General features: G+C 70.6%; 23 protein-coding genes. 7 read left to right on the top strand and 16 right to left on the bottom strand.

The genetic code is table 11. The annotated features are described in order from the left end of the window. Positions 1-24: 24 nt before the first annotated feature. Positions 25-1,470, top strand: a complete 1,446-nt coding sequence (locus tag OG446_RS34695; RefSeq protein ID WP_328897751.1) for a lipase maturation factor family protein — start codon at positions 25-27, stop codon at positions 1,468-1,470. Here OG446_RS34695 and OG446_RS34690 read toward each other — a convergent pair. The 9 genes from OG446_RS34690 to OG446_RS34650 all read right to left on the bottom strand — a co-directional run bounded on the left by OG446_RS34690 (position 1,433) and on the right by OG446_RS34650 (position 9,736). After that, the gene (locus OG446_RS34690; RefSeq protein ID WP_328897750.1) at positions 1,433-2,782 is read right to left on the bottom strand and encodes an ammonium transporter; all 1,350 of its coding nucleotides are present in this window, start codon (positions 2,780-2,782) and stop codon (positions 1,433-1,435) included. The genes OG446_RS34695 and OG446_RS34690 overlap by 38 nt on opposite strands. 29 nt (positions 2,783-2,811) lie before the next feature. After that, on the bottom strand, positions 2,812-3,771 hold the full coding sequence (locus tag OG446_RS34685; RefSeq protein ID WP_328897749.1) for an urease accessory protein UreD: 960 nt from the start codon (positions 3,769-3,771) through the stop codon (positions 2,812-2,814). Position 3,772: 1 nt separating this feature from the next. Further along, positions 3,773-4,393: an urease accessory protein UreG gene (ureG, locus tag OG446_RS34680; protein ID WP_328897748.1), complete on the bottom strand. Its 621-nt coding sequence runs from the start codon at positions 4,391-4,393 to the stop codon at positions 3,773-3,775. Positions 4,394-4,425: 32 nt separating this feature from the next. Continuing rightward, on the bottom strand, positions 4,426-5,178 hold the full coding sequence (locus OG446_RS34675) for an urease accessory protein UreF (RefSeq protein ID WP_328897747.1): 753 nt from the start codon (positions 5,176-5,178) through the stop codon (positions 4,426-4,428). Positions 5,179-5,183: 5 nt separating this feature from the next. Continuing rightward, positions 5,184-6,908, bottom strand: coding sequence for an urease subunit alpha (gene ureC / locus OG446_RS34670; protein WP_328897746.1), 1,725 nt, complete (start codon positions 6,906-6,908; stop codon positions 5,184-5,186). Continuing rightward, the gene (locus OG446_RS34665; RefSeq protein ID WP_328897745.1) at positions 6,908-7,366 is read right to left on the bottom strand and encodes an urease subunit beta; all 459 of its coding nucleotides are present in this window, start codon (positions 7,364-7,366) and stop codon (positions 6,908-6,910) included. Before OG446_RS34665 ends, ureC begins: the two co-directional genes overlap by 1 nt. Continuing rightward, positions 7,363-8,373, bottom strand: coding sequence for a cobalamin biosynthesis protein CbiX (locus tag OG446_RS34660; RefSeq protein WP_443050249.1), 1,011 nt, complete (start codon positions 8,371-8,373; stop codon positions 7,363-7,365). Before OG446_RS34660 ends, OG446_RS34665 begins: the two co-directional genes overlap by 4 nt. 30 nt (positions 8,374-8,403) lie before the next feature. Further along, a complete protein-coding gene (locus OG446_RS34655; RefSeq protein ID WP_326656109.1) occupies positions 8,404-8,709 on the bottom strand; it encodes an urease subunit gamma in 306 nt (101 codons plus the stop codon). 64 nt (positions 8,710-8,773) lie between these two features. After that, positions 8,774-9,736 carry an urea transporter gene (locus tag OG446_RS34650; RefSeq protein ID WP_328897743.1) on the bottom strand — a complete coding sequence of 321 codons (963 nt, stop codon included), beginning with the start codon at positions 9,734-9,736 and terminating at the stop codon, positions 8,774-8,776. Between the two features lie 191 nt (positions 9,737-9,927). Between OG446_RS34650 and OG446_RS34645 the strand changes: the two genes are divergently transcribed. Next, positions 9,928-10,398, top strand: a complete 471-nt coding sequence (locus tag OG446_RS34645; RefSeq protein ID WP_328897742.1) for a fluoride efflux transporter FluC — start codon at positions 9,928-9,930, stop codon at positions 10,396-10,398. Continuing rightward, positions 10,395-10,769, top strand: a complete 375-nt coding sequence (locus OG446_RS34640; RefSeq protein ID WP_328897741.1) for a fluoride efflux transporter FluC — start codon at positions 10,395-10,397, stop codon at positions 10,767-10,769. Before OG446_RS34645 ends, OG446_RS34640 begins: the two co-directional genes overlap by 4 nt. A gap of 80 nt (positions 10,770-10,849) precedes the next feature. Here OG446_RS34640 and OG446_RS34635 read toward each other — a convergent pair whose 3' ends face one another. Together OG446_RS34635 and OG446_RS34630 are read right to left on the bottom strand one after the other, a co-directional pair. After that, positions 10,850-11,026, bottom strand: coding sequence for a hypothetical protein (locus OG446_RS34635; RefSeq protein ID WP_326656112.1), 177 nt, complete (start codon positions 11,024-11,026; stop codon positions 10,850-10,852). Between the two features lie 350 nt (positions 11,027-11,376). Further along, positions 11,377-12,861, bottom strand: coding sequence for an SDR family NAD(P)-dependent oxidoreductase (locus OG446_RS34630; protein WP_328897740.1), 1,485 nt, complete (start codon positions 12,859-12,861; stop codon positions 11,377-11,379). Positions 12,862-13,053: 192 nt separating this feature from the next. Here OG446_RS34630 and OG446_RS34625 point away from each other — a divergent pair, with 192 nt between their 5' ends. The 3 genes from OG446_RS34625 to OG446_RS34615 all read left to right on the top strand — a co-directional run bounded on the left by OG446_RS34625 (position 13,054) and on the right by OG446_RS34615 (position 16,545). Further along, the gene (locus tag OG446_RS34625) at positions 13,054-14,322 is read left to right on the top strand and encodes a PP2C family protein-serine/threonine phosphatase (protein WP_389258818.1); all 1,269 of its coding nucleotides are present in this window, start codon (positions 13,054-13,056) and stop codon (positions 14,320-14,322) included. A 29-nt stretch (positions 14,323-14,351) separates the two neighbouring features. Then, positions 14,352-15,983 carry a sensor histidine kinase gene (locus OG446_RS34620; protein WP_328898511.1) on the top strand — a complete coding sequence of 544 codons (1,632 nt, stop codon included), beginning with the start codon at positions 14,352-14,354 and terminating at the stop codon, positions 15,981-15,983. Between the two features lie 106 nt (positions 15,984-16,089). Next, positions 16,090-16,545: an ATP-binding protein gene (locus OG446_RS34615; RefSeq protein ID WP_328897739.1), complete on the top strand. Its 456-nt coding sequence runs from the start codon at positions 16,090-16,092 to the stop codon at positions 16,543-16,545. Positions 16,546-16,594: 49 nt separating this feature from the next. Here OG446_RS34615 and OG446_RS34610 read toward each other — a convergent pair whose 3' ends face one another. The 4 genes from OG446_RS34610 to OG446_RS34595 form a co-directional block, all read right to left on the bottom strand. Beyond that, positions 16,595-18,946 (bottom strand): GH92 family glycosyl hydrolase, encoded by a 2,352-nt coding sequence (locus tag OG446_RS34610; protein WP_328897738.1) that lies wholly within the window; start codon positions 18,944-18,946, stop codon positions 16,595-16,597. A 135-nt stretch (positions 18,947-19,081) separates the two neighbouring features. Continuing rightward, positions 19,082-21,682, bottom strand: a complete 2,601-nt coding sequence (locus tag OG446_RS34605; RefSeq protein ID WP_328897737.1) for a PA14 domain-containing protein — start codon at positions 21,680-21,682, stop codon at positions 19,082-19,084. A 238-nt stretch (positions 21,683-21,920) separates the two neighbouring features. Beyond that, on the bottom strand, positions 21,921-22,562 hold the full coding sequence (locus OG446_RS34600) for a GAP family protein (protein WP_328897736.1): 642 nt from the start codon (positions 22,560-22,562) through the stop codon (positions 21,921-21,923). Positions 22,563-22,994: 432 nt separating this feature from the next. Beyond that, on the bottom strand, positions 22,995-23,660 hold the full coding sequence (locus tag OG446_RS34595) for a (2Fe-2S)-binding protein (protein WP_328897735.1): 666 nt from the start codon (positions 23,658-23,660) through the stop codon (positions 22,995-22,997). Positions 23,661-23,936: 276 nt separating this feature from the next. On the opposite strand from OG446_RS34595, the gene OG446_RS34590 reads away from it, so the two are divergent. Beyond that, positions 23,937-25,250: a DMT family transporter gene (locus OG446_RS34590; RefSeq protein WP_328897734.1), complete on the top strand. Its 1,314-nt coding sequence runs from the start codon at positions 23,937-23,939 to the stop codon at positions 25,248-25,250. Here the strand turns inward: OG446_RS34590 and OG446_RS34585 are convergent. Then, positions 25,220-26,572: a transglycosylase family protein gene (locus tag OG446_RS34585; protein ID WP_328897733.1), complete on the bottom strand. Its 1,353-nt coding sequence runs from the start codon at positions 26,570-26,572 to the stop codon at positions 25,220-25,222. The two genes, OG446_RS34590 and OG446_RS34585, sit on opposite strands and share 31 nt — an antisense overlap. Positions 26,573-26,735 lie beyond the last annotated feature (163 nt).

Here is a 26,735-nt window from a genome sequence, read left to right as displayed (position 1 = left end):
AGCGACGGGCCGATACTGGAAGCGATGGACTGGTTCACCGCAGACGGGTACTGGCTCGGCCGGCTCCTCTTCCAGAAGGCCCTGGCCGTCATCTATCTGGCCGCCTTCCTCACCGCCGCGCTCCAGTTCCGGGCGCTGATCGGCGAGCGCGGCATGCTGCCCGCCCCCGAGGTCCTGCGCCGGACGGACTGGCGCACCGCCCCGGGCCTGTTCCGCCTGCACTACTCCGACCGGTTCTTCGCCCTGGTCGCCTGGTTCGGCTGTGCGCTCGCCGTCGCGCTGCTCGCGGGTACGGACCGTTTCGTACCCCTGTGGGGGGCCATGGTCCTGTGGGCCCTGCCCTGGGCGCTGTATCTGTCGATCGTGCAGGTCGGTGGTACGTGGTACGGCTTCGGCTGGGAGTCGTTGCTCCTGGAGACGGGGTTCCTCGCCGTCTTCCTCGGCAACGCGCACACGGCGCCGCCGGTGCTCGTGCTGTGGCTGCTGCGCTGGGTGCTGTTCCGGGTGGAGTTCGGCGCGGGACTGATCAAGATCCGCGGCGACGCGTGCTGGCGCAAGCTGACGTGCCTGTACTTCCACCACGAGACCCAGCCGATGCCGGGCCCGCTGAGCTGGTTCTTCCACCACCTCCCCCGCCCCGTGCACCGGGCCGAGGTGGCGGCCAACCATGTGACGCAGCTCCTCGTGCCGGTGCTGCTCTTCACCCCGCAGCCGGTGGCGAGCGCGGCGGCGCTGCTGATGGTCCTCACGCAGCTCTGGCTCGTGCTGTCGGGCAACTTCGCCTGGCTCAACTGGCTGACGATCGCCCTCGCCCTGTCGGCCGTGGACTGGTCCCCGGTCACCGAGCCGCCCGCGCAGGCCGGTGCGCCGCTCTGGTACGAGGTGGTGGTCATCGCCGTCACGGCCCTGGTCGTGGTCCTCAGCTATCGCCCGGCCCGCAACCTCCTGTCGCGCCGGCAGATCATGAACCGGTCCTTCGACCCGCTGCACCTGGTCAACACGTACGGCGCCTTCGGCAGCATCAGCCGCGTCCGGATGGAGGTGGTGGTCGAGGGCACCGACGAGGCGGTGATCCGCCCGGGGACGGTCTGGCGGGAGTACGGCTTCCGGGGCAAGCCGGGCGATCCGCGCCGGCTGCCGCGCCAGTTCGCCCCGTACCATCTGCGGCTCGACTGGATGATGTGGTTCGCGGCGCTCTCGCCCGCGTACGCCCGCCCCTGGTTCGGGCCGTTCGTGGAGCGGCTGCTGGACAACGACCGGGACACGCTGCGGCTGCTGCGCCACAACCCGTTCCCGGGTGCGCCGCCGGCACACGTCCGCGCCAGGGTGTACCGCTACCGGTACACGACCTGGCGCGAACTGCGGGACACCGGGTGCTGGTGGCACCGCACCTATGTACGGGAGTTCCTGCACCCGACCCCGCCGGGCCCGGCTACCGGCCGCCCTCGCGGGAACGCAGCAACGAGCTGATCTGCTGGACGAGTTCGTCGTCCTCGGACGCCGGCTTGCCGGAGACCAGGGCGCCGAGGCGCTCGGCGGTCTGGAAGTCGTACGCGCGCTCCTCCTCCTCGCCGGGGACGGTCGCGTACTCCTCCTTGGCACGGAATCCGACGGTCAGGTCCACGGCCTTGGCGATGAGCCAGGTGAGGATGAACGAGAAGGCGATCACGGAGACGATGGCGACGAGCTGCTTGCCGAGCAGCCCCCAGCCTCCTCCGTAGAAGAGCCCTTCCTTGCCGCTGATGCGCGCGGTGGCGAAGAGTCCGACCATGATCAGGCCGATCAGCCCTCCGACGCCGTGCACGCCCACCACGTCGAGCGTGTCGTCCACGTTGAAGCGGAACTTGAGCGTGATCGCGAAGGCGCAGACCGCGCCGACGACGAGGCCGGTGATGACCGCGCCGAGCGTGTCGATCTCACCGCAGGCCGGGGTGATGGCGACCATGCCCGCGACGGCGGACGAGACGACGCCCATGGTGGTGACCTTGCCGGTGCGCCACTTCTCCACCAGCGGCCAGGTGACCATGGCTCCGGCGGCCCCGAGCTGGGTGTTGATGAAGGCCGCGGCGGCGGTTCCCTGGTCGGTCAGCGCGGAACCGGAGTTGAAGCCGAACCAGCCGAACCAGAGCAGGCCCACGCCGATGACCACGAGCGGAATGTTGTTGGGGCGCTCCTCGCGGCGGGCGAAGTCGCGCGGCGCGCGCAGGACGAGGGCGACGGCCAGACCGGCGACGCCGGAGTTGAGTTCCACCGGCAGACCGCCGGCGAAGTCGAGGGCGCCGAGGTGCTTCACGATCCAGCCGTCCGTGTCGAACACCCAGTGCGCGATGGGGATGTAGACGATGAGCAGCCACAGCACGACGAAGACGAGCCACCCCCTCATCGTGGCGCGGTCCGCGATCGATCCGCTGACCAGCGCCACCGTGATGATGGCGAAGCCCATCTGGAAGGTGCTGTAGACGTACGTGGGGATCGCCCCGGTCAGCGTGTTCAGCTCGATGTCGTGCATGAACACGTGGTCGAGGTTCCCGATGATTCCGGCGCCGCCGACATCGGGCCCGAACGCCAGCGTGTACCCGATGACCCACCAGACGAGGGTGCCGAACGCCAGCGCGGCGAAGCTCATCTTGATCATCATGAGCACATGGCGGGTGCGCACCATGCCGCCGTAGAAGAAGGCGAGGCCGGGCGTCATCAACAGCACCATGGCGGTGGCGGCGAGGAGCCAGGCGGTGTCCCCGGAGTCGTACGCGGCCGGCATCGGCGCGGGAGCGGTGTTCATCGGCGGATCCTCGTGTGGGTCGGTGGGGGTCAGGGCTTGCGCAGGTCGGGGGCCGGGTGGCCGGTGAGCAGGCGGCGGACGGCCTGGCGGACGGCCTCGTGTGCGGCGGCGGTCCGGATCGGGCTGTCGTCCAGCACCCGCACCCATGCGCCGCAGTCCCGGGGCAGGACGCTCACCCCGTACAGGACGCCCAGCTCCGCGAGGGCGTCGTGCAGGGCGTCGGCGAGTTCGGTGGCGGGGACACGGTCGGTCACGGCGAACAGTGAGGCGACGTGGTCGTGACCGGCGAACACGCCCGGCCCCAGGACTCCCTCGCCGCTCCTCCCCGGAGCCAGACGCAGGGTGTCCACGGCGAGCAGCGTGCCGTCGGGCCGGCTGATGTGCAGGTCGGTGGCGAGCACCCGGTAGGCGTGCCGTTCACCGCGGGCGAGCCGCCCTGCGGTGAACGTGTCACCGACGACGACGGTGGCGCCCGGGGCGACGACCACCTCGGTCCGCTGGTAGAAGCGGGCGTCCTTGAACGGGATCAGCGGGTCCGGCAGGTACTCGACATAGCTCCCGGCCTCCGCCGTCAGATGCACCCGCTGGCTCGCGTAGTCGTGTTCCATCCGGAAGATCTTGGTCGCGGCCTGCGTGGTCAGGTGGACCTGGGTGTCAGGGCCGCAGCGGAAGTCCATCCGGTAGCGGTCGGCCTGGGCGATCCCGCCGCCGGTCGCCATCATGTAGACGTAGCTCATCCCGGGCAGTTCGGGGTCGATCCACAGCGGCCGCATGATCTGCAGGGGTGTCTTCTGGTAGCGCTCGACGAGTTCGGTGCGCTCGCCCCGTACCGCGAAGGCCAGGTCGAGGATGCCGACCTTGGCCGGGGAGCCCGGGGCCAGCGTGTCCGGCACGGAGGCCAGGGCCGCCACGTCCGGGGGGACGCGGACCGCGGTGTAGTACGTCTCGGCGAGCCGGTCGGCACGGGGCCGGTACGGGGCGAGCCGCACGTCAGATCAGCACCTTGCGGCGCGATTCGAGGTACACCGCGATCTCGTCGATGCCCTGGCCGGTGAGGCAGTCGGTGAGGACGACGGGGCGGTTGTCGCGTACGCGGTGGGCGTCGGACTCCATGACGTTGATGTCCGTGCGCACGTACTTCGCGATGTCGATCTTGTTGATGACGAGAAGGTCGGAGTCGGTGATTCCGGGCCCGCGCTTACGGGGCATCTTCTCGCCCTCCGCCGTGTCCAGGACGAAGATGAATAGGTCCACGAGCGCCGGGCTGAAGGTGAGCGTGAGGTTGTCGCCGCCGGACTCGTAGAGGAGCGTGTCGGTGTCCGGGAAGCGCTCCAGCATCTCCGCGCCGGCCGCCAGGTTCATCGTGGGGTCGTCGCGCACGGCGGTGTGCGGGCAGGCCCCCGTCTCGACACCGACGACCCGCTCGGGTTCCAGGACCCCGGCCAGCGTGCGGCGGACGTGCTGGGCGTCCTCCTGCGTGTAGATGTCGTTGGTGATGACGGCGGGACGGTGGCCTCGTTCGATCAGCATCGGAACCAGCGCCTCGATCAGCGCGGTCTTGCCCGATCCGACCGGTCCGCCGATGCCGACCCGCAGTACGTTGTCGTCCATGGTGCTGCTCCCTGTGTGGTTCGGGGTGGATTTCAGCTGGCGAAGAGCCGTGCCTCGGCGCGTTCATGACGGCCCGACATGATGTCCGAGGCGAATACGGTGGCGCCGACGTCGTCGAGCTCGCGCCGCAGCGCGGCCTCGACGGTCTTCTCGATGACGGGTGCGGCGCCCCGGATCAGGGTCTGCGTCGTGCGGTGGTCGGTCAGCCGCAGCCGCAGCGCGGCGCCCGCGAAGCTGACGCAGAAGGCGAACAGGTCCGCGGCGACGGCCTGCCGGACCGGAACGCCCGTCGCCGCGTAGATGACTCCTGCGGCCACCGCCTGCGTTCCGGGGGCCTCACTCCGTACGACCCGGTCGAAGTAGTCGCCGATCTCCGGCCGGCCGTACACCTCCTGGCCCAGGTCCAGGAGCTGGCGTCCGGTCCGGGTGGCGGCCTGGCGCATCTCCCGGCCCAGTTTGGTGGCCAGGAGATGCTCGTCGATCCGGACGACCGCCGCCGGGTCACCGGCCGCCGTCGCACGGTGGGCGAGGGCGAGCGCGGTGGCATCGGCGGGACCTACACCGTGCAGCAGCAGGTCCTCCAGCAGGAGCGGCAGGCTGCCGGAGTCGACGGCCCCGGCCTGCGCGAAGCCCTCCAGGCTGTGCGACAGCGTGTAGAAGCCGCTGGGGAACGCGGAGTCGGTCAGCTGGAGGCTGACCAGCAGCGGCCCCAGACCCGTACCCGTGCCGATCCCGTTCACCGTGGCCACGGTGTCTTTGGCGGTGTCACGCTCATCGCGGTACATCGGCCCTAGACCAGGAAGTAGAGGTGGTTGAGGGGCAGCTTCTCGGCCGGGTCGATGGTGGCGACCTTGCCGTTGAGCGTGACCTTGAACGTCTCCGGGTCGACCTTGATGTCGGGCAGGGCGTCGTTGCGGACCATGTTGTGCTTGCCGATGGTGCGGGTGCGGCGCACCGGCAGGACCGTGCGTTCCAGGCCGAGTTCGGCCGGGACCCCGGCGGCGATGGCCGCCTGGGACATGAAGGTGGCGTGAGTCGCCTGCATCGCCTTGCCGTACTGGCCGAACATCGGCCGGTAGATGACGGGCTGCGGGGTCGGCAGCGAGGCGTTGGGGTCGCCCATCTGTGCCCAGGAGATGATGCCGCCCTTGATCACCATCTTCGGCTTGGCGCCGAAGGAGTGGATGGGCCAGAGCACGATGTCGGCGAGCTTGCCCTTCTCGATCGATCCCACGTGGTCGGAGATGCCGGAGGCGATGGCCGGGTTGATGGTGACCTTGGCGAGGTAGCGCAGGACCCGCTGGTTGTCGTTGCGGGCCGAGTCGCCCTCCAGCGTGCCCAGCTTGTCCTTGCAGTGGTGCGCGGTCTGGAAGGCGCGGGTGACGGACTCGCCGATGCGGCCCATGGCCTGGGAGTCGGAGGAGAAGATGCTGATCACACCGAGGTCGTGCAGCACCGACTCGGCGGCGATCGTCTCGGCCCGGACCCGGCTGTCGGCGAAGGACACGTCCTCGGGGATGTCATGGCTGAGGTGGTGACAGACCATGACCATGTCGAGGAGCTCGTCCACCGAGTTCACGGTGTACGGCAGCGTCGGGTTGGTGGAGGACGGCAGGACGTTCGGCTCGCCGGCGATGCGCAGGATGTCCGGGGCGTGACCGCCGCCCGCTCCCTCGCTGTGGAACGTGTGGATGGCCCGGCCGTCGATCGCGGAGCGGGTGTCCTCGAAGAAGCCGCCCTCGTTCAGGCTGTCCGTGTGGATGGAGACCTGGACGTCGTACCGGTCGGCGACGTTCAGCGCGTTGTCGATGACGGCCGGGGTGGCGCCCCAGTCCTCGTGCACCTTGAGCCCGCAGGCACCGGCGACGACCTGCTCGTTGAGCGCCTCCGGAAGGCTGCCGTTGCCCTTGCCCATGATGCCGAGGTTGACCGGCATGGACTCGGCCGCCTGGAGCAGCTTGCCGATGTTGTACGGGCCGGGGGTACAGGTGGTGCCGTTGGAACCGTCCGAAGGACCGGTGCCACCGCCGATCAGCGTGGTGATGCCGTTGGTCAGCGCCTGCTCGGCCTGTTGCGGGGCGATCAGGTGGACGTGGGTGTCGATGGCACCCGCGGTGGCGATGAGGTGCTCGCCCGCGATGGCTTCCGTGCCCGGCCCGATGACCAGGTCCGGGTCGACGCTGTTCTGCGTCTGCGGGTTGCCGGACTTGCCGATGCCGACGATGAAGCCGTCCTTGATGCCGATGTCGCACTTGACGACGCCGACCATCGGGTCGATCACGACCACGTTGGTGATGACGGTGTCGAGTGCGCCCTGGGCAGCGGTGGCCTGCGGGTCGGAGGCCATGCCGTCGCGCATGGTCTTGCCGCCGCCGTAGAGGACCTCGTCGCCGTACTGGCCCTCGCTGTAGTCCTTCTCGACCTCGACGATGAGGTTGGTGTCGGCCAGGTGGAACCGGTCGCCGACCGTCGGCCCGAACATGTCGGTGTACTGCTTGCGGGGCAGGATGGGCATCAGCGCGAACCCTTTTTCTTCTCGTTGGTGGCCTTGGAGCCCTTGGATTCCTTGCCGGCGCGCCTCGGCTTGGCGTCAGGGGTGCCCTGCGCTCCCTCGAAGCCCTGCTCGATGGCCTTGCGGACGGCCTCGACGCGGGCGGGATGGGAGGCGAGGCTGCCGTTGAGCAGTCCGCTGAAGCCGACGAGACGCCCGGTGCCGCCGTACGCGCACAGTTCCACCTCGCGCGAACCGCCGGGCTCGATCCGCACGGAGGTGCCGGCGGCGATGTTGAGGTGCATGCCCAGCGCCTTCTGGCGGTCGAACGACAGGGCCGAGTTGACCTCGAAGAAGTGGTAGTGGGAACCGACCTGAACGGCGCGGTCACCGGTGTTGCTCACGGTGAGCTTCACCGTGCGGCGGCCCGCGTTGAGCTCGATGGGGCCCTTGCCGTACAGATATTTCTGACGGAACGTCATGCGATGCTCCTGACGACTCGGTCCGCGCCGGGGGCGGACGGGTGGTGGTGCGTGTGCAGGGGGCCGGGACCGTGCGCGTGCGGGTGGCCCGGATCGTGGTCACGGTCGTGGCTGTGCTCGTGCGAGTGGCCCGCTTCGTGGCTGTGGTCGTGGCTGTGCTCGTGCGAGTGGCCCGCTTCGTGGCTGTGGTCGTGCCCGTGCGAGTGGCTGTGCTCGTGGCTGTGGTCGTGCCCGTGCGAGTGGCCCGCATCGTGGCTGTGGTCGTGCGAGTGGCCCGGACCGTGCCCGTGCTCGTGTCCCTCGCCCGGCGGGTGCGTGTGGGAGTGACCGTGGTTCTCCGCCGCGGTCAGGCCGGCCGCGACGCCGTCGTCCCCGTGCTCGCGCCAACGCCGTCGGGCGTCGGCGACCCGCTCTCCGAGGACGCGTCGCAGTGCCGACGCCGGGATGAGCGGATCCGCCCGGTCGACGGGCACCGATCCGGCCTCGGGCACATCCGGCAGCGCGAACGCGGCCGGGACCAGCGTCACCCGCCGCGCGCCGAGCAGCCTGCACCGCCGGATGCCCTCGGCCGGGTCCGGGTCTCCCCCGGTGAACGCCACCTCGACGAGGCCGTTGCGGCCGTAGCGCCGTACGAGCGCGGCGATCCGGTAGAGCTCGGCGTCCTCGAACGGGTCCCCGGACGGTGCGGTGAGCAGCAGCGCGGAGGCCTCGGGTACCCGGCCCGCCGCCGCCCGCAGCCACGCGACCAGGTGCTGGGAGGTGCCGAACGGCTCGGCGAGCACGGTGGAACCCCGCTCGCCGGCGGGTACGGCGCGCAGCGTCCGGGCGGTGTCCGCGACGAGTTCGGGGTCGCGGCCGAGCGTCATGGGAACGACGACGGTCTCGCTGTTCCGGCGCCCGTGCGCGGCGATGCTCCGGAACAGTTCGCGCCCGCTGGACACGATGCTGACCCCGCCGTCCACGACGCCGTCCAGCGCACGCCCGTAGGCGGCTTCGTGACCGCACACTGCGATGACGGCAACGGGCTCGGCCACGGGTCAGCCGCCGATGGGGTCGTGGCAGGACACGAGCTTGGTCCCGTCCACGAAGGACGCCTCGACCTGCAGCAGGCCGAGCATCTCCCGTACACCGTCCATCGTGTCGGCCTCACCCACGACATGGCGGCCCAGCTCCATGCAGTCCGCGACGCTCTTGCCGTCACGGGCCGCTTCGAGGATCGCCTCGGTGATCAGCGCGACCGACTCGCTGTAGTTGAGCTTGAGGCCGCGGCCCTGGCGCTTGCGGGCCAGGTCGGCCACGACGTAGACCAGCAGTTTGTCGATCTCGCGAGGTGCGAGGTTCATCGTCAGTACCTTCCTCGGTGATGTACGGGCTGAGGGCAGCAGGTCCGGTGCCGGCCGGGAGCCGTCACTCGCTCCGGCGCAGGCGCGGCAGCAGGGGTACGGCCGCCATCAACACCCAGGTGGTGAGGATGAACGGCCAGGTGAAGGTGTGGCCGCCGAACGATTTGAAGAAGGACGTCAGCGACGCGGTCAGGCCGGTGGTCGCCGCCGCGCCGAACAGGGCGTAGACCCCCGTCCAGACGTTGTTGGCCAGGAAGACGGCACCGATGGCGATGGCCACGAGCACCGCGTTGTATCCGTAGATGCCGCTGGCGATCAGCGCCGTGGGTGCACCCAGCGCCCAGGCGGCGACGATCCCCATCACGCTTCCTGCCGCCGCGTAGAGAACGACGCGCAGGCCGGCCAGGGCGAGCCCGACGAGCATGATCAGCCCGACGTACCAGCTCTCGACCAGGAAGATCTGCGAGACGTTGTTGAAGAACGCGTGCCAGAGGTCGTTCCACGACAGTGCGGTGTCCCCGCTGGTCGTGCTGGACACGGCGGCCGGGGCTCCGTGCCAGACCCGCTCGAACGAGGGGGCTCCCAGCACCATCACTCCGGAGACCAGGCAGAACGGCGCGGTCAGGGGCGTGAGCCCGAAGGGGGCGAGGAAGGTGCCCAGCGCGGCCATCAGAATCGTGCACATGATGGCGCCGACGACGGTCAGCACGTAGGTGGCCGGATGGTTGCCCAGCGAGGAGACGAGGGCGATGCCCGTGAGGCAGCCGGCGTATCCCTGGAGTCCGAGCGCGATACCCGCCCGGTCGACAGCGAGGACGTAGGCGGTCGCGGTGGCGATCAGCGTGCCGAGGGTGGCGAAGAGGCCGGTCTCCCAGCCCGAGACCCACAGCGCAATGAGGATCGCGGCGCCGGTCAGCAGTCCGGGCTGGAGGTCGACCTGTCCGACACCTCGCAGGGAGGCAAGGATGTATGCGGACGGCTGACGTTTCTCAAGCCGCCGGACGATTTCCGGCTCGACGAGGGACAAGACTGGCTCCAGCGACTCGGCGGCGGCGTTCTTCCGTACTGCGGGCAGGAAGAAACGAACCCCCCAATCAAGACATGGGGTCACCCGGTTGTCGCGTTGTGTGCCTTCCGGACTGCTCCGGACGGGTACGCATGCCGCCGCCGTCGCGCGCTCCGGCCGGGCAGCGGCGGCAGGCTCCGTAGATTCACGGGATGTCGATCAAGATGGAGTTGCACCGCCACAGCCACCCCGACCACCACCCCGGGGTGCAGCTGTCGGTCGTGGCGGCCGTCGCGGTCGGCGGCGCGGCGGGAGCCGCCGCCCGGTACGGCGCCGAGCGCCTCTGGCCGACCGGCACCACGGCCTTCCCGTGGACGATCCTGCTGGTCAACACGGTGGGGTGTTTCTTGATGGGTGTGCTGATGGTCACCCTGAAACTGCGCTTCCCCGATGCGCCCCGGCTGATCAGTCCGCTGCTGGGCACCGGTGTGCTGGGTGGGTTCACCTCGTTCTCGCACTACACGGACAACGTGCGGGAGTTGTTCGAGAACCATCAGCCCGGTTACGCGGTCGGCTGTCTGCTGCTGACCGTGGTGGCCGCACTGGCCGCGGTGACCGCGGGCGCGTTCGCCACCCATGCCGCCTTCGGGCGTTCCTACGGCGCGGGGAGCGAGGCCCGATGACCGACTGGCTGCTCGTACTCGCCGGCGGGCTGGTGGGCGCGCCGCTGCGCTATCTGCTCGGTGTGGACGCGAAGTTCCGCTTCCACACCGCTTTCCCGTGGGGCACCTTCGCGGCCAACGCCGGTGCCGCCCTGATCCTGGGCTTCGTCGCGGAGGCGGCGACCGACGGCGACCTGGGAACGCGGCTGAACCTGCTCCTCGCGACAGGATTCTGCGGAGCACTGTCGACGTGGTCGACGTTCTCCTACGAGTTGCTCACCCTGACGTCCGCCCGCCGGGTGGGCCTGGCGGGCGGATACCTGCTCCTCACCGTCTGCGCGGGCGTGGGGCTCTCGTTCGCCGGGGCCGCCGTGGCGAACGCGGTCTTCTGACCGCGGTGAGCGCCACGGCACGGCCGAGCTCCGGCCCCGCCCCTGTTCGGGGTACGGGCCGGAGCTCGGACGGGAAGCACTCAGTCGACGCCGGGCAGGATGTGCGGCTCGGCGAGGTCGTCCTCGTAGCCGGCCAGCCGGATCGGCGCGGACCTGGCCCAGACCTCGATGTTGCGGAGCTTCTCGGGCCTGCGGGCCCGCTCTCCGTACCGTTCGGCCGGTCGCTGGTCGTGCTTCGTCAGTTCTGGTGTCGTCACCGCGCACTCCTTTGTGTCGCGTAGCCCCCGGCGCGTCCGACGTTCCGGCGTCATAACCGGTGGTCGACCGCCCACGGTGCGGGGCAGGGCAGGATCTGTTCGGTCGCGGTGGCGCCGGGTACGGGGCGGGACGGCGGCCCGGTTGACGAGCCTGTCCCAGGACGGCCGAGGAACCTTCGTGGATCCCTTGGTGGCGTCCGTTCCCCTCAGAGTAACCAAACGAGCGCGTCCATGCTCGATGGAACGTGTGCCCTGGGTCACTTTCAGCCACCATGGAGCGAAAAGACCCGGCCCGGAGGACTTCCCGGGCCGGGTCTTGCGACCGAACGCAGCGCCTGCGCTGCGGAGTGCTACCAGTTGGCAGGCGCGTAGTCCTTGAGGAAGCAGCCGTACATCGCCTCGCCGGCTTCGCCGCGGACGATCGGGTCGTAGACGCGCGCGGCGCCGTCGACCAGGTCCAGAGGGGCGTGGAAGCCCTCCTCGGCGAGGCGCATCTTGTCGGGGTGCGGGCGCTCGTCGGTGATCCACCCGGTGTCGACCGCGGTCATCAGGATGCCGTCCTTCTCGAACATCTCCTGGGCGCTGGTGCGGGTCAGCATGTTCAGCGCGGCCTTGGCCATGTTGGTGTGCGGGTGGCCCGCGCCCTTGTAGCCGCGGCCGAACACGCCTTCCATCGCGGAGACGTTGACCACGTAGGAGTGCTTGGCGGCGGTCGCGGCCATCGCCGGGCGGAGCCTGCTGATCAGGATGAACGGCGCGGTGGAGTTGCAGAGCTGGACTTCCAGCAGCTCGATCGGCTCGACCTCGTCGACTGTCTGGATCCAGCTGTTGGTGTGGTGCAGGTCCGGGACGAGCCCGCCCGCGTCGATCGCGGTGCCCGCGGCGATGCGCGCCGGCGACGCCGACCCGGTCACGAGGGCGAGCTCGGTGACGTCCTGCGCGCTCAGCCCCTCCTTGCGGGCGGCGGGCAGCGCGGCCACGCGGTCGACGGTGCCGCTGCCGAAGGTGCCGATCACTTCGGCGGCCGGCAGCTCGCCCGCGGGCAGCGGGGCCGACTCGGCGCCGAGCAGTTCGCTGTACGCCTGCGGGGAGCGGCGGACCGTCTGCGCCGCGTTGTTGATCAGGATGTCCAGCGGGCCCTCGGCGGCCACCGAGTCGGCGAGCGCGACGACCTGGGCGGGGTCGCGCAGGTCGATGCCGACGATCTTCAGGCGGTGGATCCACTCGTCGCTGTCCGGCATCGCCTTGAAGCGGCGGATCGCGTCGTTGGGGAAGCGGGTGGTGATCGTGGTGTGCGCACCGTCGCGGAGCAGCCGCAGCGCGATGTACATGCCGATCTTGGCGCGCCCGCCGGTGAGCAGGGCCCGGCGGCCGGTGAGGTCGGTGCGCGCGTCGCGCCGGGCGCGGTTCTCGCGGGCGCAGTCCTGGCAGAGCTGGTGGTAGAAGGCGTCCACCTCGACGTACCGCGTCTTGCAGATGTAGCAGGACCTCGGTCGCTGGAGGACGCCGGCGATCTCTGAGGCGGCGGAGGACGAGGGCAGCACGCCCTGGGTCTCGTCGTCGATGCGCTCGGCCGAACCGGTCGCGGTCGCCTCGGTCACCGCCTTGTCGTGCGCGGTCTTCGCGGCGCGGCGCTCCTGGCGGCGGCGCTGCTTCACCGTGCGGTAGACACCGGCGGTGGCACGGCGTACGGCGATGGCGTCCGGGTGGTCGACCTCGATGGAGTCGAGCTCGTCGAGCACACCCAGACAGACGGCCAGCCGCTCCGGGTCGATTCCGGGACCGAACTCCTCGATTCCGGGCGCGATCTCCGGGCTGTCCTCTGTCACCGTCATTGCCGTTCCTCTGTCATGTGTCCCTCGTGGCGAACGCCCCGGTCAAGTTTGCCATGAGCCCGGCACTGCTCCGCATCGGTGAGAAGGCCCCCCGGGCGGGCCCCGCACCGGCCCTTTCCTCCACGCTTCGGTCACATATGCTTCGCAGCGATACGGCGCGGGGCCCGGCGCCGTCCGGGCGAGGGGTGGGATGTGACGGAACTCCCTGTGAGCGGGCGCGAACCGTTCCCGGTCCGCGCCGCCTCCGTCCCCGCACAGCACTCCGTGCTCCCCACGGGGAGTGGTTCGGTATGGAACGTGGACGCCGTGATCCTCCTGGTGGAGGACGACGCGGGCGACGCGCTGCTGGTGGAGGAGATGCTCGCGGACGGCGAGCTGGACTCGGCACTGACCTGGTGCAGGACGCTCGCCGAAGCGCGCCGCTTCCTGGCGGCCTGTCGTACGCCCTGCTGTGTGCTGCTCGACCTCCACCTTCCCGATGTGCACGGGCTGGACGCCGTCACCCAGCTCGTCGAGTCGGCGCCGGACGCCGCCGTCGTGGTGCTGACGGGCACCGCCGAGGCGGACACCGGACTGTCGGCCGTGGCCACCGGTGCCCAGGACTACCTGGTCAAGGGGCGGCTCGATCCGCAGGCGCTGGGCCGCTCGGTGCGGTACGCGCTCCAGCGCAAGCAGGTGGAGCGGGCGGCGGGGGCGCTGCGTGCCAACCGGCTGATGGCCCAGGAGAACGCCCGGCTGGAGCGCGGTCTGCTGCCGGTGCCGTTGCTGCACGACGACAGCTTCGAGGCGGTGGCGCGGTACGAACCGGGGCGGGCCCACGCGCTGCTGAGCGGCGACTTCTACGACGTGGTGCAGACGTCCGACGGCACGGTGCACGCGGTGATCGGCGATGTGTCGGGGCACGGGGCCGCGGAGGCGGCGCTGGGGGTATGTCTGCGGGTGGCCTGGCGCACGGCGGTGCTGTGCGCGACCGGTCATCTCGACCAGATCCGCATCCTGGAGGAGATCCTGGTCGCCGAGCGGTCCGACCCCCATCTCTTCGCCACGGTCACCTCGCTGGCCTTCCGGCCGGAGCGGGGCGTCGTCGACGTGGTCAGGGCCGGTCACCCGGGGATGCTCCTGCGCAGCGGGACGGCGGTGCGTTGGGTGGAGCCGGAGCCGGGCATGGCGCTGGGCGTACTGCCGGGCGAGGGCCGGTGGGCGAGGTCCGAGGTGGCGCTGCCGGAGGACGGGCGGATCGTGCTGTTCACCGACGGACTCTTCGAGGGCCGTACCGGGCCCCGGACCCGTCTGGGCGAGGACGGGCTGCTGGCCATGGCCCGTCGGCACGGGGCGCTCGGCGCCCGCCCGTTCGTCGACGCGCTGGTCACCGAGGCATCCGAGGCCGCGACACCGTACGGCGGTCTCGCCGACGACGTGGCCGTGCTCCATCTGGGCTGGGCGGACAGGAGCGAGCGGTGAACCGTCCGCGCCCGTCGGGTCGCCGGCCACTGCCGAGGACCGCCCCTTCGACCGATCCCCACCGCCCCGGCCTCGTCGCACGCCTGTCGGTCCAGAACCGGGTCCATCTCATCCTCGGCGGCTTCGTCCTCGTCGTCTGCGGCGCCCTGGTCGTCGGCGGTCTCGTACTGTCCCGGATATCCGACCGTACGACGGAGCTGGTGGACCGCATCCAGCCGGCCCGCTCCTCCTCCTTCCAGTTGCAGAACGCCCTGCTCGACCAGGAGACGGGGATCCGCGGCTTCGCCCTCACCGGGGACGACTTCTTCCTTCAGCCGTACGAGGCGGGGAGGCGGGCCGAGGTAGTCAGGCTGGCCCGGGTCCGGGCGCTGGTCGGTGACGAGCAGCCGTTCGGCCGGGACCTGGCAAGGATCGAGGAGGCCGCGCGCAACTGGCGCGCCCGGCACGCCGAGCCGTTGATCGCCGCTGTCCGCAGCGACGGTCCGGCGTCCGAGTCCTCGCTTCCCATCCGGCGCAGCAACGACGAGTTCGACACGCTGCGCCGGCTGTACACCGCTCAGCAGGCCCACCTCGACACCGCGCGCGACCGGGCCCGTGCCGATCTCGACGACGCCCGCACCACCCGGGACCAGGTGGCGCTCGCGCTGGTCGTCGGCCTGCTGCTGGCCGTGATCTCGCTGAGCCTGCTGCTGCACCGGCTGGTGGGCCGGCCGCTGAACCGGCTGAGCGCCGCGTCGGACCGGGTGCGTGCCGGGGCCTTCGGCAACCGGATCGAGGTCCGCGGCCCGTCGGACGTGCGGGCGGTGGCGGCCGCGGTCGAGGACATGCGCCGGCGCATCGTGGACGAGCTCGCCGAGTCGCGGGAGCGCGAGGCGCTGCTGGACGGGCAGGCGCAGGAGCTGCGGCGGTCCAATGCGGAGCTGGAGCAGTTCGCCTACGTGGCCTCGCACGATCTCCAGGAGCCGCTGCGCAAGGTCGCGTCGTTCTGCCGGCTGCTGGAGAAACGGTACGCCGACGAGCTGGACGACCGCGCGCGCCAGTACATCGACTTCGCGGTGGACGGTGCCAAGCGGATGCAGGTGCTCATCAACGACCTGCTGACGTTCTCCAGGGTCGGCCGGGTCCACGACCAGTGGCGGACCGTCGGGCTCGACCGCTGTCTGGACCGGGCGCTGGCCAATCTGGCGCTCGTGGTCGAGGAGTCCGGGGCGACGGTCGTCCGGGACGCCCCGCTGCCCGAGGTCACCGGCGACGCGACGACACTGTCCATGGTGTGGCAGAACCTGATCGGCAACGCGGTGAAGTTCCGCCGTCCCGATGTGCCGTGCCGGATCGAGATCGGGTGCGGGCGCGAGGGCGACACATGGCACTTCACGGTGACGGACAACGGCATCGGGATCGCGCCGGAGGCCGCGGAGCAGGTGTTCGTGATCTTCCAGCGGCTGCACGGCCGCGACGAGTACGGAGGGACGGGGATCGGACTCGCCCTGTGCCGCAAGATCATCGAGTTCCACGGCGGCCACATCCTGCTCGAACCGGCGCCCTCGGCCGGTACCCGGGTCCGCTTCACGCTGCCCGTCGTGGCGGAGGCTCCCGTCCGCACCACGGCGGATCTGCGCGCCTCCGGCCCGTCGGCCGTTCTGCCGGGAGGTACCGGATGAACTCCGATATCTGCCGGCCTCCAACCGGAGTGGGACGGCCGATGCCGGGTAGGCGGACGCCGAGACATGGTCAACGACCTCCCCTGCGTCGCCCTGGCGGGAGCACATGAACGAAAAGGTCACCTCCCGGCCGGCCGGCTTTCCCGAAGGGGAGCCGCCCACGGAGGTCTTGCACAGCGCCAAGGTGTTCGACGGCGAACCCGGCTGCATCGCGCAGGCCCGGGCCCTGGCCGACCACTTCCTGGCGCGGCTGGCCGCCGAGTGGCTCGCGGTGTTCGGGGAGCACACCCGCAGCGATCTGATGCTGGCGGTGAGCGAACTGGTCACCAATGCGGACCGCTACAGCCAGGGCCCGTACCTGTTGGAGCTGGAGGGCACCGCGGAGCGTGTCAGCGTCACGGTGTACGACAGCAGCACGGCGCTCCCGTTGTTCTACTCCCCCGACCCGACGCGCCCCGGCGGCCACGGCATGGAGATCGTCGTGGCGATCTGCGACCGGCTGACCGCCGAGCGGGTGCCGGTGGGCAAGCGCATCCGGGCCGAGTTCGAGCTGAGCAGCTGAGCGGCAGAGCCGTGGGGCGGGCGGGACGCCGCCCGCCCCACATCCAGACTCAGCCCAGCGCGGGCGGGGCGTCCTCGGGCGAGGTGCCCCAGGCCGACGGCTCGCTGCCCACGGTGAAGGTGAGCGAGCGGGCCGAGCGGATGTCGTCCGTGGTGAGGTAGGTGCGCGACTGCTGCGCACCGTCGAGCCGCGCCGACTGGATGTAGCGGTCGGTGTCGGAGGCTCCGGGCGCGCTCACGGTGAGCGATCCGCGCGGGTAGTACCGGCGGTCGAGCTTGATGTCGACGCGCTCGAAGGCGGGCGTGGACAGACCCCAGGTGTCGGTGCCCGGCTGGACCGGGAAGACACCGATCGAGGAGAGCACCATCCAGGCGGACATGGTGCCGAGGTCGTCGTTGCCCGTCATCCCGGTCGGACCGTTGGTGAAGAGCGTCAGGGCGGCGTGCACCACATCGGTCGTCTTCCACGGCTGACCGGTGGAGAGGTAGGTGTACGGGGCGATGAGGTCGGGCTCGTTCTGCGGGTTGTACTTGTCGGCGTTGTAGTACGCGTACGGTCCGTTGACCCACACCTCGCGCGCGGTCTTCGCCGGGTCGGCGAGGAGCTTGTCGTACGCGAAGAAGGAGTCGAGGCGCTGGTTGGCGGCGTCCTTGCCGCCGATCAGATCGACCATGCCGGGAATGTCCTGCGGAACCATCCACTGGTACTGCCAGGACGTGCCCTCGTGGAAGCCCTCGCTCTGCGCGGGGTCGGCCGGGCCGGTGAAGGCGCCGGAGGCGTCACGGGCGCGGAAGAAGCCGGTCGAGGCGTCGAAGATCTTCCGGTAGTTCTGGGCGCGCGCGTCGTAGCGGGCGGCGTCGGCGTCGTGGCCGAGGTCGCGGGCCATCTCGGCGAGCATGCCGTCGGACAGGGCGTACTCCAGGGTGGCGGAGGCGCCGTGGTCGTAGTCGGAGTCGCCGGGCTTGGCGTGCGGCCGGTCCTTGATGTACGGGGCGAAGCCCTCCTTCAGGTACTCGACGTTGGCCTCGCGGCCCACCGGTGCGGAGTCGGTGGCCGGCACTCCGTCGGCGTTCTTCCTCAGCGCGCGGTACGCCTCCTCCTCGTACCCCTTCAACAGGCCCTGCTGGTAGGCGTTGGTGAGGAAGGGGGTGACCGGGTCACCGGTCATGATGTTCGTCTCGACCGTGCCGTAGCCCCACTTGGGCAGCCAGCCGCTCTCGGCGTCGATCCGCAGGACGGATATCGCCATGTCGCGCGACTCGCGCGGGGCGAGCAGCGAGAGGAGCTGTGCCTGGGTGCGGTAGGTGTCCCAGAGCGACCAGTTCTGGTAGTAGGTGAATCCTTGTGCCCGGTGGGTCTTCTGGTCCCAGCCGGTGTAGCGGCCGTCGACGTCGCTGCCGACGTTGGGCGCGAGGAAGGACCGGTAGAGCGAGGAGTAGAAGGTGCGGCGCAGCTCGTCGCTGCCGCCCTGGGCCTTCACGCCTTCGAGGCGCTCCTCCCAGCTGCGCTGTGCGGCGCGCTCGACGCGGTCGAAGCTGTGGCCGCCCTCGGCGCGGAGGTTGAGCGCGGCGCCCTTGGCGTCGACGTAGCTCAGGGCCGTGGTGGCCTCGACGGTGCGGTCCTCGGTGGTGTCGAACCGCAGCCAGGCGCCGTTGCGGGCGTCTGTGGCCGAGGACTTCTTCGTGCCCTCGGTGACGGTGTCGCCGTTCCACGTGCCGGACGTGGTGAACGGCCGGTCGAAGTGGGTGACCGTGTAGACCGTGTACGGCTTGGTGTCCTGGCAGAAGCCACTGCCCTTGATCGCGGTCCGTACGGTGCGGTTGTCCAGGATCTCGACCTCGGACGACAGCGTCCGGTGCAGCGACTGGCCCGCGTTGAGCAGGACGTTGGCCTTGTCGGTGGCCGGGAACGTGTAGCGCTGCACCCCGGTGCGCTGCGTCGCGGTCAGCTCCGCGTCGATCCCGGTCTTGAGCCCGACCTTGTAGTAGCCGGGGCTCGCCTTCTCGTCGTCGTGGCTGAACTCGGCCGCGTACTTCGCATAGTCGGTCTCGGTGACGTCGCCGGTGGTGGGCAGGGTCGGCAGGTCGCCGCCCAGCCCGCAGCCGACGCCGGAGAGATGGACCGAGGAGAAGCCGCGGATGTGGTTCTCGCCGTAGTCGTACCCGGTGTTGTGGCCGGTGTCCGGGGAGAGCTGCACCATGCCGAACGGCACGGAGGCGCCGGGATAGGTGTTGCCCTCGTTCTGGGTACCGATGAACGGGTTGACCAGGTCGGTCAGCCGGCCGTCGGTCCGGGGCGCGGCCTGGGCCGTGGCCCCGATGGTGAGGACACCGCCCAGGAGCGCGGCGGCGGCGAGTGCGGCCGCCGGGCCGCGCAGGCGCGGCCGTGGGATCCGGTGCATGGGGATACTCCTTTGGACAACGTTGTCAGAGCGCGATCATTCTTGGTTCCCCGTTGATCCGCGTCAAGGGGGCGGACCGGCCGCTGTGGTCCGTCCCATGCTGGGACGGACCACAGCGGCCTCAAAAGGTCGGACCTACGGGCAGCCCGCGACGACGTCCTTCGACGCATCGCGGATCAGTGCCTGTTGGGCGTCGTGGACTCGCTTCACATCGGGCTTGACGACCTTGCGGTCATAGGTGAGCAGACCGTTCAGCTCACCCTCCACATCGGAGATCTGCGTGTACACCGCACCGTTGCCGCCCTTGCAGGCCAGCGCGTGCACCTCGTCGAGCTTGGCCAGGTAGTCGTCGGTGTAGGTGGCCGGGTCGACCGCGATGTACGACTGCTGCACCGCCCAGGCGTGGCCGGGCACCGCGAGTCCGAGCCCACCGTACTCGCCGCTCATCAGGGCCCGTCGGCCGTCCGGCTTCGGCAGCGCGGGGCTCGGGTAGCCGTGCTCGTCAATGATGTCCCCGGTCCCGCCGTCGACTCCCAGGTTGATCCCGGACATGCTGTTGACCAGGCGCGTCGGGTCCCAGGCCTTGGCCTGGTCGGCGATCCGGGCCTCGTCGTACTGGCCCCAGCCCTCGTTGAAGGTCACCCACATGACGATGGACGGGTGGCCGGCGTGTTCGTCGATCATCTCCTTCATCTCGTGCTCGTACTCGGCGCGGGCGGCGGCCGACGGGTTGACGGTGTTCATCGCCGGCATGTCCTGCCAGACCATCAGGCCCAGCTTGTCCGCCCAGTAGAACCAGCGGTCGGGCTCGACCTTGATGTGCTTGCGGACCGAGTTGAACCCCATGGCCTTGTGCATCTTCAGGTCGTACGCGAGCGCCTCGTCGGTGGGAGCGGTGTGCAGCCCGTCCGGCCAGAATCCCTGGTCGAGGGTGGCCATCATGAAGACGGGCTTGCCGTTGAGCATGGTGCGCGGGGTTCCGTTCACCTTCTCGACGGCGACGGACCGCATGCCGAAGTAGCTGCCGACCCGGTCGGATCCGACCGTGACCTTGAGCCGGTAGAGGTGCGGATCGTCCGCGGACCACAGGTGCGGGTCGGGTACGGGCACCTTCAGGGCCGACCCGGTGCGCCCGGAGACCGTTCCCACCTTGCGCCTGCCGTCGTACGCGGTTGCCGTGACCGGCACGCCGTCCCGCACTCCGCGCACCTCGACGGCGACGCTCTCGCCCGCGACGTCCGGGGTGAGCTTCAGCGAGTCCGCGTGGTCGGCCGCGACCGGCTCCATCCAGACGGTCTGCCAGATACCGGAGGACGGCGTGTACCAGATCCCGCTCGGGTCCAGGCGCTGCTTGCCCATCGGCGGGTTCTCGCCGTCCTGGGCATCGGTCGGGTCGTAGACGCCGACGATCAGCTCCTGGGTGCGGCCGGGCTTGAGCGCGTCGGTGACGTCGGCGCTGAACTTGTCGTAGCCGCCCTTGTGTTCGGTGACCTTGTGCCCGTTGACGTACACCTCGGACTGCCAGTCAACCGCGCCGAAGTTCAGCTGGAGCCGCCGCGCCGGGCCGACCTTCCAGTTCTTCGGGACGGTGAAGGTCCGGCGGTACCACATACGGTCCTCGTGCCGTTCGATGCCGGAGAGCTGTGACTCGACCGGGTACGGAACGAGGATCTTCTCGCCGAGCTTCTTGCCGACCGGCGGCTGTTCCCCCGGCTTCGCCGCGGCGAACTCCCAGGAACCGTTGAGGTTTTGCCAGTTGTCGCGGGTGAGCTGCGGGCGCGGGTACTCCGGCAGAGCGTTCTTCGGTCCGACCTCATCGGCCCATGCGGTGCGGAGCTGGTACGTGGAGCGGTTGGACCCGCTGGCCCAGAAGGCGCCGACCTGCGTGCCGTCCTCGCCGGCCAGTGCGCCGTCCCCGTCGTAGCGGATGTCGGCCAGGCCCTTGGCGTCACCGGCCTTGTTCCCGACGACCGGCTCCTTGAGGGCGACGGTCAGGCTTCGCGGGTCGGCCGGGTCCGCCTCGACCGCCCCGAGCGGCCACTCGGCCCCGCCGATCACGGCGTCGAGGTGGTTCACCAGGCCGGCCGGAAGGGCGCCGAGCTTCTGGGCGAAGTCGAGCTTGAGGGTGCGGCCGTCGGCGAGCACGGTGGCGCCGATGGCGCCGTCGTACGCGAAGTCGTCCGGCAGCCGGAAGGCGGACTGCGGTACGGGCACCTTGGTGCCGCCCGGTTCGGTCCACTTCAAGTGGAGGTTGGAACCGCCCACGTGCTCGAAGTACTCGACCTTGAAGTCGTAGGCGGTCCCTGCGGTCAACTCGACCGGCTGGGAGGTCTGTTCCTTCTCCCAGTCGTCGACCCAGTGGTCGATGACCGGCTTTCCGTCGATCCAGAGGCGGAAGCCGTTGTCCCCGATCATGGAGAACGTATGGGCGCCGGACTTCTCCGGGACGATCTTCCCGGTCCACCGGATGCTGGCGTCGTCGGCCTGCCCGGTGGCCGAGCTCAGCCGCGACTCCAGGGTCGGGAAGTCGATGGAGGGGTCGAAGCCGGTGGCCTTGAGCGTCCCGAAGTCGAAGGCCCCCGGGGCGGACTGGGTGTAGTACTCCCCCTTCAGCCCCTGCACTTCGGAGGCGGCTGCGGGGTCCTGGCCGGCCGCCGAAGCGGCTGGTACGGCGGACAGACCGGCGGCTCCCACGACAGCTGCCAGGAACAGAATCAGTCTCTTGTCGATGCGCACGGATCCTCCTTGGTGAGGAAGGGTGGCGGCTCGTTGCAACACGATGTACAACGTTGGAAGGAATGGCAGTTGGCATGACAGCACGCCGGATGCGGCGCTGTCCAGGTCCATGACAAGCCCAGGTGCGGAGCGGAGGAACACCCGAAGAGCCCACGTCAGAGCCCTCTGAACCGCGGCGCGGACCGGATCACCACGCCGCCCTTGGGTATGCCCGGAAGACCTCTGGCAGTGGCGTGGATCAGACGAGTTGGTAGAGGCTCTTGGCGACCAGCCACAGACCCGCCAGCAGGGAGAGCGTCACGATCGCCTGGTCCTGGTGGCGTTCCGTCCAGTCGCGCAGCGCGCCCAGCCTCGCCCTGGCCTCCGTGGGCCGGAACGTCGCGTACAGCAGCATCGTCAACAGGCCGGAGGTCGCCAGCAGGCAGAAGACGAAGAGCGCCACGTACGAGCCGGCGGAGGACAGGTGCGCCTGAACGACCGTGGCGGCTCCCGCGGCGACGAGGCCCCACGGCTGCAGGACGACGCCCAGGCCGGCCGCGGTCCACGGCGAGGCGTTGTCCAGCCGGGACAGCCACTTCGGAGACCGGTGCGGCCGGCTGCCCCGCCGCCGCTTGCTCTCCGCGTAGACCACCATCCCGAGGCCCAGCGCCAGTTTGAGCGCCAGGGCCGCCGTGGAGGGGGCGCTGCGAGGCGCCGGCGGCTTGCCGCCGGTCAGCAGGATCACCGCGGCCAGCACGAGGACCAGGCAGCCGAGCCAGGCGAGGACGAACGCGAGCCCCTTGCGTACACCACGGGGTGTGGAGAGCAGCAGGATGAACGCGCTGTTGTGCAGAGGGCCGAGGTTGATGACGAGCCCGATGATGACGAGATCAAGAACCATGCGTGGCACCGATCGCCCTGGCGGTGCGGACACCCGGCCCCGCGCCGAATGCCCCCGCGGTGCGGGCCGTCGTCATCGTGTTGCGAGCACCCGGCCCCGCCCCCATCGGCCTCGCGCCGCGGGTACCGGGCCTCACACCGAGCGCCCCCGTAAAGCGGACCGTCGTCATCGCAATGCGGGCACGGGGCCCCGCCCCCATCGCCCTCACGCCGCGGGTACCGGGCCTCGCATCCATCGGCCTCGCAATGCGGGCACCGGCCCCTGCACCCGTCTTCTTCTCAGTGCCGTGCCGCATGCCCGAGCTCCTCGTCGCAGAGATGAATCCGTCCTCCGTCGACTTCGTAGCCCGTTGGCCGCTCTCATGCCGCCATACGTGCCGAACCGCTCACCAGAGAGACCCGAAAGGCTCTGTCGCGCTTCCGCTCCGCCTACTCAGCCGGGACGCCCGGGCGAGCGGCGGGGCGCCTCGTCGAAGACGCAGTCGCCGCACAGCCCGCCGCCCGGCACACGGTAGTAGAGGCAGCAGGTGCTTCTGCGGAAGGCAGGTCCGTGCGGAGCGCCCGTGCCGCGCAGATCCGGGTGGTCGAACAGTTCTGCGGCCAGGGCGCGGGTGCGCGCGGCGACGGCGGGCCTGCCATGGGTCCGCGCCCACACCATCAGTTGGCGCACGGCTCCCGCCAGCGCGGATCCGGCATTGCCCCACAGCAGCCGGATCGGCACGGGGGTGTCCCGGCGCACCGCCTCGGCGAGCGGGACGAGATGGCCGTACTGGACGACGTCCCGGATCCAGGCGGCCGAGCCCGGAATCACGGTTCGTCCGTCGGACCACAGGTCGTCCGGGGCGGGCAGCCGGGGATCCCAGTGCAGGTCCTCGGCCCGCAGGCTGGGGACGCCCCCCAAGAGGACCGCCGGCCCGAGCGTCGTGGACCACAGCCGCGCGGCCAGCCCCAGATGCGCGACGGAGGCGGCGACGCGCCGTTCGGTCGTCCCGAGCCGCGCCGCGACGGTGTCGATGCGGCCCGTGAGCGGTGCGTCCTCTCCCGCGTACAACCGTGCCAGCGCGAGATGCCCGCCCTCGGGCACCGGGGCCGTCCGCAACGCGAAGAACCCGCCCGGAACCGGCCTCTTCGTTCCCGTCCATCGCGCTGCCGCCTCCCGATCCGCCGGCCACCCGGTGTGACGCCACAGGCACCGGCAGTGCCGCGGCTCGCGGTTCACCGTACCCGTGCGGGATGATCGTTCTGACGTCGGCCGCGAGGAGGACTACCGTCGGGAGGAGGACACCGGGACCACTCCCGTACTACCAAAGCAGTAGGCCGAATCGCCGTCTCAGGGACGACGACGCGGCGGCTTTGAAGGGAGATCGTGGTGTACATGAGTTCCCTCGCGCTGTCCGTGCTGCTGTCACTGGTCTCCGCGGTCGCCTACGCGGCCGGGGCGATCGTCCAGGAGCGCGTGGCCACGGCCTCCGACGGCCGCTCACTCGCGCCTCTGCGCAACCGGGTCTGGTGGGCCGCGGTGGCCCTGAACGGCGTGGGCGCCGTCCTGCACGTGGTGGCCCTGGCCTACGGCCCGCTCAGCCTCGTACAGCCGCTGGGCGCCCTGACCATCGTCTTCGCCCTGCCGATGGCCGCCCTCTTCGTACGCCGCAAGGCCGGGGCGACCGCCTGGCGCGGCGCGCTCATGGCGACGGTGGGGCTTGCGGGACTGCTGGCCCTGACCGGGGGGTCCGACGCGCAGTCCCTCGGCGGGCCCGAGCAACTGATGCTCGCGATCGTGACCTTCGGCGCGGTGGCCGCGCTGATGCTGGTCGCGAAGGCCATGCGCCGGCCGGTGATACGCAGTGTGGTCCTGGCCGGAGCGGCGGGTGTCGCCTTCGGCATCGCGTCCGTGTTCACGAAGACCGTGGCCATGCAGTGGACCTCGGGCGAGGTGGGCGCGGGCGTGCCGACGCTGCTCGTGATCGCGGCGCTCGCGGGGGCCGGGCTGCTGCTGTCCCAGGCTGCGTACCGCGGCGCGGGTCTGACGGCACCGCTCGCCACGGTGACGGTGGTGAACCCGGTGGTGGCCGCCGCGGTCGGCATCACGCTGTTCGGTGAGCAGTTCCGGCACGGCACAGCCGGCACATTGCTCGCCCTCGCCTGCGGGGCCGTGGCGGCCGGCGGGCTGATCATGCTCACCACGGAGCGGATGGGCGCGGAGCGCCGCGAGGGCCGGCGGACTGCCGTCGGCGAGCGTCCGCAGGACGATGCCCACGTGGGCCGGGAGCCCGGTGGCGCGACCGTCGCCGTACGTCCGCCGGGGGCCCTGCCCGTCGGCGCCTCCGGCGAGGACGCGGCGGATTTCGCCGGGCCCGCCGGCTCGCCGGACCCGGCGGGCGCACCGAACGGCCCGGCGGGCACCGTGCCCCGGCCGGTCCGGTCGACGACCCCGACCGTGGTGGCCTTTCCCGATCCCGTGGCACCGACGCCGCCGACGGCGGTCGCGGAAACGTTTCCCGCGCCTCTGCCGATGACGGTACGGAAGCCGCTGGAGCGCCGGGTGGGTCAGGCGGAGTTCGGACCGGACCCGCGGCCGCCCGGCGGCGGCGCGCGCAGGGGCGCGTCCGCCACGGGGTCCACCGCATCTGCCACCGCGGCCGGTGACCGGCCCGGCACTCAGACCTTGACGCCGCCCGCCCTGAGGTAGACCAGCGGGTCGACGTCGGAACCGTAGTCGGGGCCCGTCCGGATCTCGAAGTGCAGGTGCGGCCCCGTGACATTGCCGGTGGAGCCGGAGCGGGCGATGCGCTGCCCCCCGCCCACATGCTGGCCGGAACGCACCAGGAGCGACGACAGGTGCGCGTACTGGCTGTACTTGCCGTCGCTGTGCCGAATGACGATCTGGTAGCCGTACGCCCCGCCCCAGCCCGCCGAGACGACCGTGCCGGGCCCCACCGCCTTCACCGACGTACCGGTGGGCACGGGGAAGTCGACACCCGTGTGGTAGCCGCTGGACCAGGAACCTGCCTGGTGGTACGGAGTGCCCGTGCGGGCCGACACCGGAGCGGTGAGCCCGGAGTGCTTCTCCGCCCGCTCGGTCTTGCGGGTCTCGGTCTTGCGGGTCTCCGTCTTGTGGGTCTCGGTCTTCTTCGGTTTCGGCTTCGCCTGCTGTGTCTGCTTCGGTTGGGCCTGCTGCGCGGGCCGGTCCGTCCGCTTGTGCTCCGGCTGTGCCGTCCGCTTCGGTGCGGGCGCCGCCTTTTCCCTGACGTCCTTGGTCTTCGCGACGTCCTTGGCCCGTGGCTGCGAGGAGGCATCCGCCTTCGGAGCGGCGCCGCTGACCGTCCTCGGCGTCCCTGCCAGGTCGAGGCTCAGACGCTGGCCCGGAAAGATCAGGTCCGGGTCGTCGCCGACGACCTTGCGATTGGCCGAGTAGAGCCGCTGCCAGCCACCGTCCAGGCGCCGTTCGGCCGCGATCCCGGAGAGCGAGTCCCCGCGCGCCACGGTGTACGAGTCACGCTTGCCCGGCACCGTGGTCGGTGTGGCCTTCGCCGTTCCGGCGCTCTGCGAAGCGGCGGCACGGGGCTGGGCCTTCTTCGGCGTCGCGATCTCGGCCGTTCGCTCGGACTGCGGGCTGACGTCCGGTCCGTCACCGCCCCGTGTCAGGCCCGCCTTCCCCGAACAGACCGGCCACGCGCCGGGGCCCTGCCCCTCCAGGACCTTCTCCGCGATGGCGATCTGCTGGTCCCGGGTGGCCAGATCCGCGCGCGGCGCGTACTCCGTACCGCCGTAGGCAGCCCACGTCGACCGGGTGAACTGAAGCCCGCCGAAGTACCCGTTGCCGGTGTTGATGTCCCAGTTGCTGGTGGATTCGCACGCGGCGACCTTGTCCCACACATCACCTGACGCGGCGCCCGCCGACGCCGCGGTGATGAGCGGGAGGGCGATGCCCGCACCGCCCGCTGTGACCGTGAGCGAGACACGGTTGATGCGGCTCGGCTGGTATCTGCGGTGCCGTCCGTTCGCGGCCATGACTTGGCTCCCCCACAGGCAGTAGGACACGTCGCAAGCGGTCAACTTATGTGCAGACAACGCGTGATGACAAGAGCACAGCGAGTTCCGGCCACCGGCGGAGGCCGGGTGGCACACGGCCTGTGCGGAGGCGTTCGCCATTGACACGGTCACCGTCGGCCAG

It is taken from the genome of Streptomyces sp. NBC_00236 (assembly GCF_036195045.1).
Classification (GTDB): domain Bacteria; phylum Actinomycetota; class Actinomycetes; order Streptomycetales; family Streptomycetaceae; genus Streptomyces.
This window is presented reverse-complemented; position numbering and strand designations above follow the sequence as displayed.

Coding starts and splice junctions, on each gene's coding strand:
- OG446_RS34655 (WP_326656109.1), bottom strand. CDS start 8,709: ATGAACCTCGCACCTCGCGAGATCGACAAACTGCTGGTCTACGTCGTG.
- OG446_RS34630 (WP_328897740.1), bottom strand. CDS start 12,861: ATGACGGTGACAGAGGACAGCCCGGAGATCGCGCCCGGAATCGAGGAG.
- OG446_RS34665 (WP_328897745.1), bottom strand. CDS start 7,366: ATGACGTTCCGTCAGAAATATCTGTACGGCAAGGGCCCCATCGAGCTC.
- OG446_RS34690 (WP_328897750.1), bottom strand. CDS start 2,782: ATGAACACCGCTCCCGCGCCGATGCCGGCCGCGTACGACTCCGGGGAC.
- OG446_RS34585 (WP_328897733.1), bottom strand. CDS start 26,572: ATGGCCGCGAACGGACGGCACCGCAGATACCAGCCGAGCCGCATCAAC.
- OG446_RS34590 (WP_328897734.1), top strand. CDS start 23,937: ATGAGTTCCCTCGCGCTGTCCGTGCTGCTGTCACTGGTCTCCGCGGTC.
- OG446_RS34695 (WP_328897751.1), top strand. CDS start 25: ATGGACTGGTTCACCGCAGACGGGTACTGGCTCGGCCGGCTCCTCTTC.
- OG446_RS34675 (WP_328897747.1), bottom strand. CDS start 5,178: ATGTACCGCGATGAGCGTGACACCGCCAAAGACACCGTGGCCACGGTG.
- OG446_RS34600 (WP_328897736.1), bottom strand. CDS start 22,562: ATGGTTCTTGATCTCGTCATCATCGGGCTCGTCATCAACCTCGGCCCT.
- ureG (WP_328897748.1), bottom strand. CDS start 4,393: ATGGACGACAACGTACTGCGGGTCGGCATCGGCGGACCGGTCGGATCG.
- ureC (WP_328897746.1), bottom strand. CDS start 6,908: ATGCCCATCCTGCCCCGCAAGCAGTACACCGACATGTTCGGGCCGACG.
- OG446_RS34640 (WP_328897741.1), top strand. CDS start 10,395: ATGACCGACTGGCTGCTCGTACTCGCCGGCGGGCTGGTGGGCGCGCCG.
- OG446_RS34610 (WP_328897738.1), bottom strand. CDS start 18,946: ATGCACCGGATCCCACGGCCGCGCCTGCGCGGCCCGGCGGCCGCACTC.
- OG446_RS34615 (WP_328897739.1), top strand. CDS start 16,090: ATGAACGAAAAGGTCACCTCCCGGCCGGCCGGCTTTCCCGAAGGGGAG.
- OG446_RS34645 (WP_328897742.1), top strand. CDS start 9,928: ATGTCGATCAAGATGGAGTTGCACCGCCACAGCCACCCCGACCACCAC.